13 protein-coding genes are annotated in these 12,688 nt (G+C 57.1%); 5 read left to right on the top strand and 8 right to left on the bottom strand.

The features are described from left to right. Nucleotide 1 precedes the first annotated feature (1 nt). The 7 genes from C0U40_RS17575 to C0U40_RS17545 all read right to left on the bottom strand — a co-directional run bounded on the left by C0U40_RS17575 (nucleotide 2) and on the right by C0U40_RS17545 (nucleotide 6,705). Nucleotides 2-694, bottom strand: a complete 693-nt coding sequence (locus tag C0U40_RS17575) for an orotate phosphoribosyltransferase (RefSeq protein WP_101657105.1) — start codon at nucleotides 692-694, stop codon at nucleotides 2-4. Between the two features lie 43 nt (nucleotides 695-737). After that, nucleotides 738-2,018 carry a Zn-dependent hydrolase gene (locus C0U40_RS17570; RefSeq protein WP_101657104.1) on the bottom strand — a complete coding sequence of 427 codons (1,281 nt, stop codon included), beginning with the start codon at nucleotides 2,016-2,018 and terminating at the stop codon, nucleotides 738-740. Continuing rightward, a complete protein-coding gene (locus tag C0U40_RS17565) occupies nucleotides 2,015-2,959 on the bottom strand; it encodes a dihydroorotate dehydrogenase (protein ID WP_101657103.1) in 945 nt (314 codons plus the stop codon). Before C0U40_RS17565 ends, C0U40_RS17570 begins: the two co-directional genes overlap by 4 nt. Further along, nucleotides 2,953-3,798, bottom strand: coding sequence for a dihydroorotate dehydrogenase electron transfer subunit (locus C0U40_RS17560; RefSeq protein ID WP_101657102.1), 846 nt, complete (start codon nucleotides 3,796-3,798; stop codon nucleotides 2,953-2,955). The genes C0U40_RS17565 and C0U40_RS17560 overlap by 7 nt, the downstream gene beginning before the upstream one ends. A gap of 12 nt (nucleotides 3,799-3,810) precedes the next feature. Further along, complete coding sequence (locus tag C0U40_RS17555) at nucleotides 3,811-5,091, bottom strand: TRAP transporter large permease (RefSeq protein ID WP_101657101.1); 1,281 nt, start codon at nucleotides 5,089-5,091, stop codon at nucleotides 3,811-3,813. Then, on the bottom strand, nucleotides 5,088-5,600 hold the full coding sequence (locus tag C0U40_RS17550) for a TRAP transporter small permease (protein ID WP_101657100.1): 513 nt from the start codon (nucleotides 5,598-5,600) through the stop codon (nucleotides 5,088-5,090). Before C0U40_RS17550 ends, C0U40_RS17555 begins: the two co-directional genes overlap by 4 nt. Before the next feature lie 91 nt (nucleotides 5,601-5,691). Further along, nucleotides 5,692-6,705, bottom strand: a complete 1,014-nt coding sequence (locus C0U40_RS17545) for a TRAP transporter substrate-binding protein (RefSeq protein WP_101657099.1) — start codon at nucleotides 6,703-6,705, stop codon at nucleotides 5,692-5,694. A 152-nt stretch (nucleotides 6,706-6,857) separates the two neighbouring features. Between C0U40_RS17545 and C0U40_RS17540 the strand changes: the two genes are divergently transcribed. Beyond that, a complete protein-coding gene (locus tag C0U40_RS17540) occupies nucleotides 6,858-7,748 on the top strand; it encodes a helix-turn-helix domain-containing protein (RefSeq protein WP_101657098.1) in 891 nt (296 codons plus the stop codon). 15 nt (nucleotides 7,749-7,763) lie between these two features. Here the strand turns inward: C0U40_RS17540 and C0U40_RS17535 are convergent, their stop codons facing one another. Continuing rightward, complete coding sequence (locus C0U40_RS17535; RefSeq protein ID WP_101657097.1) at nucleotides 7,764-8,447, bottom strand: TetR/AcrR family transcriptional regulator; 684 nt, start codon at nucleotides 8,445-8,447, stop codon at nucleotides 7,764-7,766. A 61-nt stretch (nucleotides 8,448-8,508) separates the two neighbouring features. Here C0U40_RS17535 and C0U40_RS17530 point away from each other — a divergent pair, with 61 nt between their 5' ends. From C0U40_RS17530 to C0U40_RS17515, 4 genes are read left to right on the top strand one after another with little or no spacing between them, the layout of a single operon-like run. Beyond that, entirely contained in the window at nucleotides 8,509-9,840 is a 1,332-nt protein-coding gene (locus C0U40_RS17530) for a flavin-containing monooxygenase (RefSeq protein WP_286135079.1), read from the top strand. Continuing rightward, nucleotides 9,840-10,742 carry a bile acid:sodium symporter family protein gene (locus C0U40_RS17525; protein ID WP_101657096.1) on the top strand — a complete coding sequence of 301 codons (903 nt, stop codon included), beginning with the start codon at nucleotides 9,840-9,842 and terminating at the stop codon, nucleotides 10,740-10,742. Before C0U40_RS17530 ends, C0U40_RS17525 begins: the two co-directional genes overlap by 1 nt. After that, entirely contained in the window at nucleotides 10,739-11,674 is a 936-nt protein-coding gene (locus C0U40_RS17520) for an SDR family oxidoreductase (protein WP_101657095.1), read from the top strand. Before C0U40_RS17525 ends, C0U40_RS17520 begins: the two co-directional genes overlap by 4 nt. Beyond that, a complete protein-coding gene (locus C0U40_RS17515) occupies nucleotides 11,671-12,435 on the top strand; it encodes an SDR family NAD(P)-dependent oxidoreductase (RefSeq protein ID WP_101657146.1) in 765 nt (254 codons plus the stop codon). Before C0U40_RS17520 ends, C0U40_RS17515 begins: the two co-directional genes overlap by 4 nt. Nucleotides 12,436-12,688 lie beyond the last annotated feature (253 nt).

Below are 12,688 nucleotides of genomic sequence, written 5' to 3'. Positions count from 1 at the left end.
CTTAAAGGGTCAGATGGGATATGCCGCCGTGTCTGGCGGACCAGTCGAGAGGCGCGTTCAGAAAGCCCTCGACCTCGGTGAGTGTTTTTGTGTCAAAGCGGTTTTGCTTCTTGCTTGCGGCCAGAACATCCCACCATGTGGCAAGGGAATGAAGGGTAATGCCGTCCGCGTCCAGCCTGTCTCGGGTTTGCTGGAAAATGTCGTAGTAAAAGACGACGATGGCGTGGTCCGCCCGTGCTCCGGCGCGGCGCAGCGCGTTACAAAAATTGATCTTGCTGCCCCCATCGGTTGTCAGGTCTTCCACCAGAAGCACCCGTTGTTCTTCCTGAATATCGCCTTCGATCTGCGCATCGCGGCCGAAGCCTTTGGGCTTTTTGCGCACGTAATGCATCGGCAGGCCCATTTCCTTGGCGATCCATGCGGCAAAGGGAATACCAGCAGTTTCACCGCCCGCAACCGCGTCGAACTGTTCAAACCCTACGTCCCGCAAAATCAGCGACACGGAAAACGCCGTCACCATATCGCGCAGCCGCGGATAGGCGATGATCTTGCGGCAGTCGATATAAACCGGGCTGGCAATGCCGGAGGTGAAGGTGAACGGTTTCTCCGCATTAAAATGCACTGCGTCGATTTCCAGCAGCATATTCGCGGTTGTTTCGCTCATCACCTCGCGGGGTGGGAAATGGCTGCTCATCTGTGTTCCTTTACAATCGGTTGCGCTGTGACAGGAGAGGGTTTCAACATGGGGCGCTCTTAACCAGATACTCATAAATGATCGAGACACCAGCGAGAAAATCCTCGATCTCCATCGCTTCGTCCGGATTGTGAGAGCCGTTCTGGTTGCGCACAAAAACCATCGCAGCGGGAACGCCGGCGTTGGAAAATACCGCCGCATCATGGCCGCCGCCCGACGCCATCGTCGTCGGCTCCATGCCAAGGCGCGCCATGGCCTGTTCCAGTTGCTCCACCAGTTCCGGCGTCATCAGGGCAGGGGGGGTGTTGTTCACATCCCCAAGGTCAAAGGACACGCCGCGCTCTGCTGCGATCTTGTCCATTTCTTCGCGCAACAGCATCGCCATCGCTTCCAGCACTTCGCTGTTCTGGCTGCGGATATCAAGGCTGAAGCGGATTTCATCGGCAATGCGCGACATGGCGTGGCGTTCGGGATCGGTCCCGACCACGCCAGAGGTCAGCACCAGATCGTCGCCTTTTTGCACGATGGTCAGCCAGCTTTCATCCAGACGGTGCAACAGGTCGGCCATCGCCAGCACAGGGTCTTTTCGAAACGCGCGGGGCACGGCACCGGAATGGCCTGCCTCCCCGATGCAGCGCACCTGTTTGTGGCGGAAATTGCCGCGAATGCCCGAAACAACAGCTGCAGGTTGGTCCTTTCCGATCAGCAACGGCCCCTGTTCGATATGCAGTTCGATATATTCCAGAATGTCGGCTTTATCCATGAGCGGTTGACCTCGCGAAACCCGCGCCATGTCAATTCCAACATCCGCCATGTGATCCGCAAGGCTTCGCCCGTCGCCTTTATGGGCGGAGGCCAGTTCGTCAGCACCAAGGGTGCCCATCAGCGTTTTGGAGGCGATGTAGCAGGGTCCGAACCACGCGCTTTCCTCGCCCCGCATGGCCAGAACCTTTACAGGGCGGGCAAAACGGGTCCCGTTCCTGCGGGCGCGGAACAGGCACATCAGACCGGCCAGAACGCCCGCCATACCGTCGTAGTTCCCGCCCATCGGCACAGAGTCCACATGGGAGCCGACAATCACGAATTTTTCTGCATCCGCATCTTCGGGTAGGGAAATCAACAGGTTCTGCCCCGCATCGGTTTCCACAACCAGCCCCTCTGCACGGCAGAGATCGGCCAGAAATTCCAGAACTTCGGTCTCTTTGGCGGAGTAGGACGGACGGGACACGCCAAGGCGGTCCCGGCTTATGTTGTAGATGTCGTCGAACCATTGCGTTGCAAGCCGCAACTCGTCCGGGTCGACAGTGAACGGGGCGGTGGTCATGGGGCGGTCTCCATGAAGACGACAGCATCGGCGGCATTCTCATCGCGAACCGATCCGACCAGATCGCTAACGCTGGCGATATTCCGGGTTTCCAGATAGGTTTCCAACTGCCCGAGCAGAGTCACCATAATGTTGGGATTGATAAAGGTTGCGGTGCCGATCTGAACCGCCGTGGCCCCTGCAATCAGGTATTCCACAATGTCTTCTACCGTGGAAATGCCGCCGCAGCCGATAACCGGAATCTGAACCGATTTGGCGCATTGATAGGCCATGCGCAGGGCAATCGGTTTTAGCGAAGGGCCGGACAGACCGCCCATCAGATTGCCGAGTTTCGGTTTGCGGGTATCGATGTCAATCGCCATCGACAGCAGTGTATTGGCCACCACCAGCGCATCGGCGCCTGCCTCTTCCGCGGCAAGGGCGACCTCTATGGTTTCCCCTGTATTGGGGCTGAGCTTGGCCCAAAGCGGCAGGTCAGAGGCGCTGCGCAGCTTTTCCATCACGGTAGTGGTGGTCGATGGACGCATGGCGAAGGCCTTGCCGTCTTCTTCGATGTTAGGACAGGAGATATTCACTTCAATCGCGGCCACACCGGGCACGGAAACCTGCTCGCAGATGCGTGCGAATTCATCGGCGGAATTGGCCGAAATACTGACGACCAAGGGCACGTCATAGGCGTTGTAGAACGGGATCGTATTGTCGATGAAATGCTGCACGCCCTTGGATGGGATGCCGATAGAGTTCAGCATGGAGCCGCGCACTTCGCAGACCCGCGGGGTCGGGTTGCCGCCCCGCTTTTCCGCGGTGATTGTCTTGGTTACATGGGCGCCCAACTGGTGCAGGTCCAGCACTTCGGACAGGTCTTCGGAAAAGGTGCCAGAGGCGGGCATGATCGGATTGGCCAGCGTCAGGCTGCCAATTTGAGTGGAAAGGTTTACCATGCCATCGCCTCCTCTATGCCAAAGACGGGGCCTTCGCGACAGACCCGTTCCTGTGTGATTACGCCCTTGCGGTTAAAGGAACGCACGCAGCATTGGCACATGCCAAGCCCGCAGGCCATTTGCTGTTCCAGTGCGATTTCACCGGGGATGTTGTGGGTCGCACCGATCTCTTGCAGCAGCTTTAGCATCCGGTTCGATCCGCAGGTGTACATGGCATCCACGCCCTGCGCCGCGATGCGACCTTCGATGATTTCGCGCAGGTTTTCCAGACCGGAGGTGCCCTCGGCATCGGTGACAGTAATCACCTCTGCGCCAAGGCTTTTGAAATGGTCGATAGACATCAGGACATCGGCGCTACGGGCCGAACAGATCGCAACCAGCTTGCGGTTCAGGCGTTGCGCTTCTTGTGCTAGCGGCGCCAATGTCGCCAGCCCGACTCCCCGCGCCAGCAACAAAAGGTTCTGCCAGTCGTCGCGGATGCGAAAGCCAACCCCGAGCGGACCAAGCACGTTCAGCCTGTCGCCCTTTGCCAGTGTTGCCAGCGCCCGCGTGCCTTCGCCAGTGACTTTGTACAGGAACTGCAATTCGCCTTTGTCAGCGGAATAACCGTAGATGCTCATCGGGCGGCGCAGGTAGGGTTGCTCGGTGGTGGTGACAGGGCAGAGGATGTGAAAGAACTGTCCCGGCTGGCAGTCCAACACGCATTGCGGCGCATCGAGTGTCAGCAGACGGTACTCGCCATTCACAGCTATGTTCGACTTTACAGAGGTTTCAACTTCGTGAGTTGTCCCGTTCGCCGGAGAAACCTCTCCGGCGGTATGCCGTTGTATCAGTGACATGTTTTGCCTTTCTTAGCCGAAGAGCATCTTCGGGATGAAAAGTGAGATTTGCGGTACGTAGGTGATCACCAGCAGGACGAGGATGTTGACGAAGACGAACGGCCAGACCCCCCTGATGATGTTCAGCACCGGTTTTTGCAGGGTGGAGGAGGCCACGAATATATCCAGACCAAAGGGCGGGGTGATCATGCCCAGACTGATGTTCAGTGTGACGATCATCCCGAAATGCACCGGATCAACGTCAAGGGCCGTGGCCACCGGAAACAGCGGTGGCACAAGGATCAGCAGGGCAGAGTTCGGATCGATGAACATACCGGCAATCAGGAAGCAGACGTTCACCGCCAGCAGGAACTGGATCGGTCCGGCATCAATTGCTGTCAGGAAATCGGTGATCTGGGTCGGCACCTGCGCCAGTGTAACGTAAAAGGAAATCAGCCCGCCCATCGCCAACAGAATAAAGATCACGCAGGTGGAAATCGCGCTTTGTTCGGTGATGCGGAACAGGTCCTTGAAGCCGAAATTCCGGTAGACGACCATTTCCACAAAAATGGCGTAGATAACGCTGACGGCGGCGGCTTCGGTGGGTGTGATGGTGCCGGAATAGATACCGCCAAGGATAATCACCGGCATGCCAAGTGCCCAGGCTGAATCCTTCAGGGCTTGAAACCGTTGTCCCCAAGAGGTCTTCGCATCGGGCTGAATGCCTTTGCGCTTGGCTTCGATCCAGACCATGACGGCAAAGGCCAGTCCCAAAAAGATGCCCACAGCCAGTCCGCCTGCAAACAGACGCGCAATAGAGGTGCCTGTCATCCAGCCATAGATGATGAATGTGATGGAGGGCGGGATCAGCAGGGCGGTTTCCGCACTGGCCACCAAAAGACCAAGGCTGAACTTCTCGGAAAATCCGTTCTTGCGCATCTCGGGATAGACCATCTTGCCCATCGCCGCCACCGTGGCAGGGGCAGAGCCGGAAACCGAGCCAAAGGCCATAGACCCGCCGATCACTGTATGCCCCATACCGCCACGGGTATGGCCGATCATGGCGCGTACAAATCCTGTCAGGTTGCGCGCAATCTGGCCCGATCCCATCAGATGTGCGGCAAAGATAAAGAAGGGGATCGCCAGCAGGGTGGAATGGTCCACGCCGCCAAAGATTTTTTGCACCACTGCCGGATCAGGCAGGTTGCCATAGAACAGTTCCTTGGTGGCAAGTGCAGGGACACCCAGCACCAGAAACATCTCAAAGCCAAGCACCAGAAGAACAATGGCGAGCGCGATAACAATCAGGATCATGCGTCATCCCCTTCGATTACATGCTGGTTTTCGGAAAAGCGGTCGATGACGCCGAAAAAAGACAGGGCGAAGCGTAAAGCGAGCAGGCCGAACCCCGTAACCGGAGCCATATAAACCCAGCCGATGGGGATATTCAGCGTCGGGCTGCGCTGGCCGGTCATCAGCACAAATTCCACAAGGCTCATGCCGAGCCATGCAAGATAAATTGCAAAGAAGAACCCGACCCCGTCGATCAGTTTCAACAGGACAGTGCGGGGCATGCCGGACAATTTGTTGCGCAGGGTGTCGATCCCGACATGACGTCCTTTTTCAAGGGTCAGGCCGAGGGCGATAAAAACCAGAAAGATATTCATGAAACGCACGGCCTCTTCGATCCATGCAAAGCGGCTGGCAAAGGTGCCGCCGATCTCCCGCGCGACGACATTGCCGAAGAACAGAATGACCATGGCAAGGAAGACGCTGACGAGAAAGGTTCGTTCCACAAGTCTGAGTAGGTTTAGGAGTTTCAAATTCGGTCCTCTGGCTGCAACCGGCAAGGCGGATCAGGGGGAAAACGAGATCGGGCCCGACAGTGGCGGGCCCGACCGGAACGCAGAACGCTTACTTGTTTGCGTTGTAGATTTCGATCAGGGCTTCGCCCTCATCACCTGCGCGCTTGATATAGGCGGCAGTGGCTGGCGGTGTCATTTTTTCGGCAAAGGCTGTGCGCTCTTCGGCAGAGGCTTCGCGGATATTGATGTCGCTTTCGCCGATCACTGTCAAAGCTTCCGCAACAGCCGCCGCTTTATGCTCGGTCAGGGCAGGGACAACTTCGTTGAATGTGTCCTGAATGACAGTTTTGTATTCGTCCGGCAGGCTGTTCCACCACATCGGATTGAAAAGAACCATGTCTTCCATCGCGCCGTGCTCGGATATTACAAGATAGTCCTGCACTTCAAAGAACTTCATGCGCTGGATGGTGTCGAGCGGGTTTTCCTGCCCGTCCACAACGCCGGTTTGCAGGGATGTGTACAACTCGCCAAAAGGCAGTGCGATGGCAGAGGCGCCAAGAGCGTTGAACTGTTCGATCAGGATGTTGGAATCCATCACGCGGAACTTCTGGTCGGCAAAGGATGCAATATCATCCAGAGGCGCGTTGGAGGTAAAGTTCTTCATACCGTTTGGCCACCAGGCCACACCCACGACACCACGTTTGTCAAAAGATGCAAGCAACGCATCCCCGAACGGGCCCTCGCGCAGGGCTTGGGCGGCGGCGGCATCAGCGGGCATCAGGTAAGGAATGTCCAGCACAGAGACGACTGGGTTGAATCCGCCGAGGAAGGCCGCCGGTGCAACAGTCGCTTCCAGCGTTCCAAGCTGCACGCCTTCGGTCATCTGGCGCTGGTTGCCCAGTTGGGCCTGCGGGAAAATCTGGAATTCAACAGCGCCGTTGGTGCGCTCCTTAACCAGTTCAGCAACTTTTTCCAGATGCACATGACGGCTTTGCTGGGGGGATTCCAGATGGCCGATACGTGCCGTGAAGTCTTGTGCAAGTGCTGGCGCGGCAGACAAGGCCACAGCCCCGAATGCAAGTGCGCCCAGCGCGCGGCGTGTTATTGTTTTTTTCAACGTCATTGTGTTCTCCACTGTTAATCGTTGCTAAAGGACCGCAGCAATGTATCAAAGTCAAGACAAATCTCAAAAATGAGAAAAATCTAAGTTTTGTCTACACAGATGGCAAAATCTGGACTAAACCCGATGAACCTAACGTGGAAAAAGCCCAGAGTATGACATCTCAATATCAAATGATTTCGGACATTGGCAGACGGTTGAAGTCCTATAGACTCGGTGCCGGGCTGACGCCAGAGGAGGTTGCAGCGGCGACCGGCATCTCTCGGGCGGCGATTTACAGATATGAATCCGGCCAGCCGATCCGCGTTGATGCGCTGGGCAAGATTGCCGATCTTCTGGATGTTTCACTGGCATCCTTGTTCGGGGTGGGGTCGGAGAATATCTCTTCGGCGATCACGTTTTTCGAGCGTCTGCGCCAGATTGAATCAGAGGTGGACCAGATTACAGTGCTGTTCGGGCCTGTACCCTATTTGCTGACCACAGATGCCTACGACGAGATGCTGCCGCAGGTTTTACGGGAAAGCGTGCCAGAGACCGCCGCCAACCGCGACGGGCTGGAAAATACGATTTCGCAGCTTATGGACATCCTGCTGCAGCGCAAACAGCAGTTCCGCGAACGCAAGCCCAATATCATCGGTCTGGTCTCGGCCACAGATCTGGAGCAATTCGTCGCCTCGGGTTTTGTGGGCAACCTGCATGGCGGAGCGCCGGTTCCGGCTGAACGGTTTGAGGTGGCCCGTCAGGAAATTCGCAACATCCAGTCCCTGATCGAAGAACAACCAATCGGGATGCAAATCGGGATCGTACAGGATTCGATGCCCAGTACGATTTTTCAGATTCTGCGCAAAGGCACCAGCGCACAGGTGGCGACGAGTCCGTTCCGGCTGGGGGCTTCCGCCAACGTGCGGATCGGTGTCGCAACGATTACTGCAGCAGAGGAATCCGTAAAACTGCACCAGTCGGTGGCAGAGCGGATCTGGCAACAAAGTCTGAAAGGGCAGGAGGCTACAGAGTTGTTGCAGCGGATTATGGACGTAAAAGCATAGCTTAATCTGCGATGCTTAATCCCGTTCCAGTAATGCCAGAAATCCTCTGCCCGCATATGAATAAAGCCCTGCGATCACGTCCTGATCGTCCGGTCGGTTTTTGCTGTCTGCCAGTGCGGATATGCGCCAGCGTGATGTGACCAGTCCCAGTACCGCCGAAATTGTAAAGACAAATCCCTGCGCCACTGTGGCAGGCGGGGCGGCGGGAAAGCGTTCAGTCAGTGCCATTAGAAATCTTTGTGCTGTGGGATCGAAATACGTCGCCGCCAGTGTGGCCCAGCGTTGATCGGAGGACACTTGCGCCACCAGCCGCGCATAGGCCTGCCAGCCCGTGTCATCCCGCGCAAGTGCCAGAAACGGATCAATAAAGGCGTGCAATACCGCCAGAACCGCTTCCTCTTCGGAAAGGTTTGCAAGGTCAGGCCGGATGCGAGCCAGTTCCGCCAGCCGTTTCTGGGCCAGCGGTTCGGCGCGGCGGGCGACGATGGCTTCAAAGAAATCCGCTTTTGCCCCGCCGTGATGGTTCACGAGTGCGGTTTGGACTCCGGCCAGTTTGGCAATATCCCGGATCGAGGCACCGTCGAATCCCCGCTCTGCAAACAACTGCTCTGCACTGTCAAAAATCCGCTGACGGGTTTCCAGAGACCGTTTGGACGGCGCTCTTTTGCGTTTGATTTCATCCACTTCGATACCTCTCAAGATTTATCTTGCCTTATATTGAACGATTGTTCAATGTTATTCGGGATTGAGGAGGCATATTTTGGCAAAAGACATTACAAAACCGCAGGGCACGCAGAGTTATGCGCTGATCGGGGCAGGGCCGATGGGATTGGCGATGGCGAAAACCCTGAAAGAGCAGGGCATCCCCTTCCACGGGTTTGAGCTGCACAAAGATGTAGGCGGGCTGTGGGACATCGATGCGCCGCTGTCTACCATGTATGATACCGCGCATCTGATTTCCTCCAAGACGATGACGGAATTTGCAGATTACCCGATGGCAGAAGATGTGGCGGAATATCCGTCTCATCGTGATTTGCGGGACTATTTCCGCGGATTTGCGCAGCATTTCGGGCTGTACGACCATTACACTTTCGGTGCCCGCGTAACATCTGCAGAACCGCTTGGCGGTAACGGGGAGGGCTGGCGCATCATTTGGGAGGTGGACGGCGAAGAATACTCTGCCGAATTTGCCGGCGTCCTGATCGCGAACGGCACACTGTCCGAACCCAATATGCCGGAATTTGAAGGGAGCTTTGACGGAGAGTTAATCCACTCCAGCGCCTATCGTTCTCCGACGCAATTTACCGGAAAACGGGTGCTGATCGTCGGGGCGGGCAATTCGGGGTGTGATATTGCGGTGGACGCAATCCATCACGGTAAATCCTGCGAACTGTCCATGCGGCGGGGGTATTATTTCGTGCCGAAGTACGTATTCGGCAAACCGGCAGATACGATGGGCGGCATGATCAAACTGCCCATGTGGTTGAAACGCAAGGTGGACGGGGCGATCCTGAAATGGTTTGTGGGTGATCCGCAGAAATACGGCTTCCCCAAACCGGATTACGAGCTTTACGAAAGCCACCCCATCGTCAATTCCCTGATCCTGTTTCACGCAGGCCACGGTGACATTAAAATCCGTGCCGATATAGACCGGATGGACGGTAATACCGTCCATTTCAAGGACGGTACGCAGGGCGAATACGACATGATCCTTGCTGCGACGGGGTACAAGCTGCACTATCCGTTTATTGACCACGCCTTGCTGAACTGGCGGGGGTCTGCCCCCCATCTTTACCTTAACGCGATGCATCCGGAGCGGGATGACCTGTTTGTGCTTGGCATGGTCGAAGCCTCGGGGTTGGGCTGGCAGGGGCGTCACGAACAGGCCGAGATGATCGCCCGCTACATCGCCGGATTGCAACACGGCAATGATGAAGCGAAATCCCTTCAGCAGAAGAAAGCCAAAGGATTTGAGCGGGCCACTGGCGGGATGAATTACATCGACCTGCCGCGTATGGCCTATTACGTGGATAAGGCAACCTATCGCGGGGCCGTGAACAAGCACATCAAAGCCCTGAAAGAGAGCGCGTGATGCAGGATCTTGACACAATCATGCTGAACTTCAGTCCGGCCAGCCTGATGGCGCTGAATGCCATTCTTGCCGTTGTGATGTTCTCTATCGCACTTGACTTGCGGGTGGATGATTTCCGGCGGGTGCTGGTGGCGCCCAAAGCCCTGATCGTCGGGCTGGTCTCGCAGTTTTTACTGCTGCCTGCGCTGACCTTTCTGCTGGTGCTGGTAACAACGCCGCGCCCGTCGATCGCCCTGGGTTTGATCCTAGTTGCGGCCTGTCCGGGGGGGAATATTTCGAACTTTATCACCCATCGTGCAGGGGGAAATGCGGCCCTTTCTGTGTCGATGACGGCCTTTGCCACGGTGGGGGCGGTGCTGTTGACGCCGCTCAATATCGCGTTCTGGGGCGGGCTCTACGCCCCAACCCGCGCGGTGTTGCAGGCCACGGCCATTGACCCGGTGCAGGTTGCGATCACGGTGACGCTGATGCTGCTGTTACCGCTGGCGCTGGGCATCGCGCTGAACGCCCGCAAACCGGCACTGGCAGGGCGTCTGCGCAAGCCTATGCAACTGGCATCCATGGGAATCTTTGTGGCCTTCATCGTGTTGGCGCTGGCGGCGAACTGGGGCTTTTTCCTGCAATTTGCATGGTTCGTCGCCGGATTGGTCGTGCTTCACAATGCACTGGCGCTGGCGGGCGGGTTTTCCCTTGCCAGTCTCGCGCGGCTCAGCCCGTATGACCGCCGCGCCATTACAATAGAGACCGGCATCCAGAACTCCGGTCTTGGACTTGTGCTGATCTTCGGCTTTTTCGGAGGCTTGGGCGGCATGGCTGTTGTCGCGGCCTTTTGGGGTATCTGGCACGCGATTTCTGGCATCGCGCTCGCCAGTCTGTTCAACCGGACCGAGGCCCAAAGATGAGCCGTATTCTGATTACAGGGGCGGCGGGTGCTGTGGGGCAGGCCCTGCTGGCGGAACTTGACCCTGCGCAGCATCAGGTGATTGCCACGGACCTGCACCAGCCCGCTTTGCCGGAAGGTGTTACCTTTGAAAGGCTTGATGTGACAGGGGATGACCCGGACCGCGTAATCGGTGCGCACCGGCCGGATACGGTGGTGCATCTCGCCTCTATCGTTTCGCCGCCCAAGGGGTCCACGCGGGCGTTTGAATATGATGTGGACGTGAAGGGCACCCGTGCTGTGCTGGCGGCCTGCATCAAACACGATGTGCGGCGAATTGTGGTGACATCCTCCGGTGCGGCCTACGGTTATCACGCGGACAACCCTGTTCCCTTGCGCGAAGGCGATCCCTTGCGCGGCAACGAAGCCTTCCCTTATGCCCATCACAAGCGGCTGGTCGAAGAGATGCTGGCACAGGCGCGGCAGGATCATCCCGCATTGGAGCAGGTCGTCCTCCGGGTCGGCACAGTGCTGGGCGCGGGGCTGGAGAACCAGATTACCGCCCTGTTTCACAAACCGAAACTGTTGATGCTGCGGGGATATGACAGCCCGTTTGTGTTTATCTGGACGCAGGATCTGGCCCGCATTTTGCGGCGGGCTGCAACTGATGGACCATCGGGTATCTTCAACGTGGCAGGGGACGGGGCGGTTGGCATCCCCGAACTGGCGGAACGGCTGGGCAAACCTGTGCGCACAATTCCGGCAGGGCTGGTGCAGTTGGCGCTGGCGGTGGCCAAACCGCTTGGCCTGTCCCGCTATGGGCCGGAACAGGTGCGATTTTTGCAGTTCCGCCCTGTACTGGACAACACCGCGTTGAAACAGAGGTTCGGCTACACACCTGAACTGACCAGTCGGGAGGTGTTCGAGCTATGGAGAAAGGCGGCAAACCTGTGAAAACAGCAGTGATAACCGGCGGCGCCGGAGGCTTGGGGCAGGCCATGACAACCGATTTGTTGCTGCAGGGGTGGCAGGTCTATCTGCTGGATTTGCCAAGCGATCAACTGGAGCGGATGGGCCGGAAGACAGGCGTCACAGCGCTGGCTTGTGATCTGTGCGATGCTGATGCGCTGAACGCGGTGGCGGCGCAAGTTCTGGCACAAAGCCCTTCCATTGATCTTGTGGTTTATAATGCAGGGCTGACCCAGATCGGACCGTTTGAAACACAGGATATGTCGGCCCATCGCAAACTGTTCGAAGTGAATTACTTTGCCGCCGTGTCTTGTGCTGCGCTGTTTTTGCACGCGGTACGGCAGGCAAAAGGCACCCATCTGGCCATGTCTTCGGTGGCCGGATTCTCGCCCCTGACGCAGCGCACGGCCTATGCCGCCAGCAAACATGCGCTGGAAGGGTTCTTCAAATCGCTACGCTCCGAAGAGCGGGCCCATGGCGTGAAAGTGCAAATCGCTGCGCCGTCCTTTGTTGGCACCAATATCGGCCGCGCAGAACCGCAATCCGGCGGGCTGGCCCGACCGGGGTCGGCCACAGATGCGGTGGATGTCATGACGCCGGAACAGGCCAGCGTGGAAATCCTGCGCGGACTGTCAAAAGGGCAAGAGATGATCCCCGTAGGGCGGGTGGCGCGATTGGCATGGTGGCTGAACCGCATCGCGCCGCGGCACTATCAAAAGCTGATGGAGCGCAATGTTGGCCTGTGAGCGGGTGTTACACTGGTGTCATTTATTGCCTCACATCCCGGCGTGACCCGACCTGAAATTCCCCGAGTTCGACAGTTTGCGGGCAGGGAGAGTCGGGCCGGAATTGTCTCATATTAATTCTATTAAGTAGGTTCGATTTGTACAAGTTTAGCAATTTAAAGTAGATTTACGAAAATCGTTGCATCTGCAGGGGCGGAGTCTTCGTCGTATTCGTCGCTAAAGACCTTGATTAACCGAATTATAAAACTTGATA

Origin of the sequence: Neptunicoccus cionae, from assembly GCF_002860325.1 — a bacterium.
In the GTDB taxonomy this organism is placed as follows: domain Bacteria; phylum Pseudomonadota; class Alphaproteobacteria; order Rhodobacterales; family Rhodobacteraceae; genus Amylibacter; species Amylibacter lutimaris.
This window is presented reverse-complemented; position numbering and strand designations above follow the sequence as displayed.

Coding starts and splice junctions, on each gene's coding strand:
- C0U40_RS17575 (WP_101657105.1), bottom strand. CDS start 694: ATGAGCAGCCATTTCCCACCCCGCGAGGTGATGAGCGAAACAACCGCG.
- C0U40_RS17570 (WP_101657104.1), bottom strand. CDS start 2,018: ATGACCACCGCCCCGTTCACTGTCGACCCGGACGAGTTGCGGCTTGCA.
- C0U40_RS17565 (WP_101657103.1), bottom strand. CDS start 2,959: ATGGTAAACCTTTCCACTCAAATTGGCAGCCTGACGCTGGCCAATCCG.
- C0U40_RS17560 (WP_101657102.1), bottom strand. CDS start 3,798: ATGTCACTGATACAACGGCATACCGCCGGAGAGGTTTCTCCGGCGAAC.
- C0U40_RS17555 (WP_101657101.1), bottom strand. CDS start 5,091: ATGATCCTGATTGTTATCGCGCTCGCCATTGTTCTTCTGGTGCTTGGC.
- C0U40_RS17545 (WP_101657099.1), bottom strand. CDS start 6,705: ATGACGTTGAAAAAAACAATAACACGCCGCGCGCTGGGCGCACTTGCA.
- C0U40_RS17540 (WP_101657098.1), top strand. CDS start 6,858: ATGACATCTCAATATCAAATGATTTCGGACATTGGCAGACGGTTGAAG.
- C0U40_RS17525 (WP_101657096.1), top strand. CDS start 9,840: ATGCAGGATCTTGACACAATCATGCTGAACTTCAGTCCGGCCAGCCTG.
- C0U40_RS17520 (WP_101657095.1), top strand. CDS start 10,739: ATGAGCCGTATTCTGATTACAGGGGCGGCGGGTGCTGTGGGGCAGGCC.